Genomic DNA, 1,022 nt, shown 5'->3' on the forward strand with positions numbered 1-1,022 from the left:
CCTTTAAACACTGTACCCAAGTACTAAAAGGCAAAACAGAACGATCAGGCAAACTTGCAGATATATAGCTTGCATTTGAAAATTTCAGACTTTTATAATCTAAAATGCTAAGCCCCTTCGATGTTCCTACATACAATTTACCATCGGGGGTTCCGGTTATACCATATACAGTGTTATCGTTCAAACTATACGGATCACGAACTCTTTTTCTATATTTTGCAAAACTATAACCGTCAAAGCGATTCAACCCGTCTAACGTGCCAAACCACATAAAACCATATTTGTCTTTATAAATACTGGTTACTGAGTTGTTGGATAATCCTTGTTCTAAACCTAAATAACCGAGATTTTGGGCGAAAGACGGATTTATAAATGCGATGAAGAGAAAAACAAAAATAATAAGAGATCGACAGGGCATTATGAATTCCGTTTATTAGGGTTACAGTGGCTCAAAATGAAATGTTGCAACAACAATCTTTATAATCAACACAAACACAAGTTAAGGAAAAAGGCATAATTATTCGCCGCTTTTTGCCCGAACCATTAAACCCATTTACTAAAAAATGATCGTACTACCTACAACCAAATATACTTCATCTAAAACTTATTTGTAATTCTAATGCACGCAAACTAAGTGATGGCAAAACGGTTTGTACAAAATGTCAGGCTACCCGTAGTTCATCTTCGGCTCCATACAATTCCCTCAACGTTTGAACCGCCCTATATACATGATTTACAACCGATTGATATCTTATACCAGTCATCGATCCAATCTCGGCACAAGTCAGTCCTTCAAAAAATCGGAGCCGAATTATTTCCTGCTGGCGGTCGGGCAAGCGATTTAACGCGTATTCAATCATTCTACTTTGCTTAAGCGTCGCTTCTTTTTGCGTAATTTCATCTTCTATCGAAATCTGGAGATCTAAAAATTCAATCCTCGCCATCCTGGTTTCAACAAGGTTTTTGCTTTTTATAAAATCAAGACAAACTGATCGCATAACAGCAAAGAAATATCCTTTAAC

Annotated in this window: 2 protein-coding genes; both read right to left on the reverse strand. The window is 36.7% G+C overall.

From position 1 onward, the window contains the following. A partial coding sequence (locus AC1DPZ_RS27880; protein WP_477409654.1) for a ligand-binding sensor domain-containing protein occupies positions 1-418 on the reverse strand: 418 nt, incomplete at its 3' end. A 244-nt stretch (positions 419-662) separates the two neighbouring features. Beyond that, positions 663-1,022 (reverse strand): RNA polymerase sigma factor (locus AC1DPZ_RS27885; protein WP_477409656.1); only part of this gene is annotated, 360 nt, incomplete at its 5' end.

The organism is Mucilaginibacter sp. P4_G9, assembly GCF_056400985.1.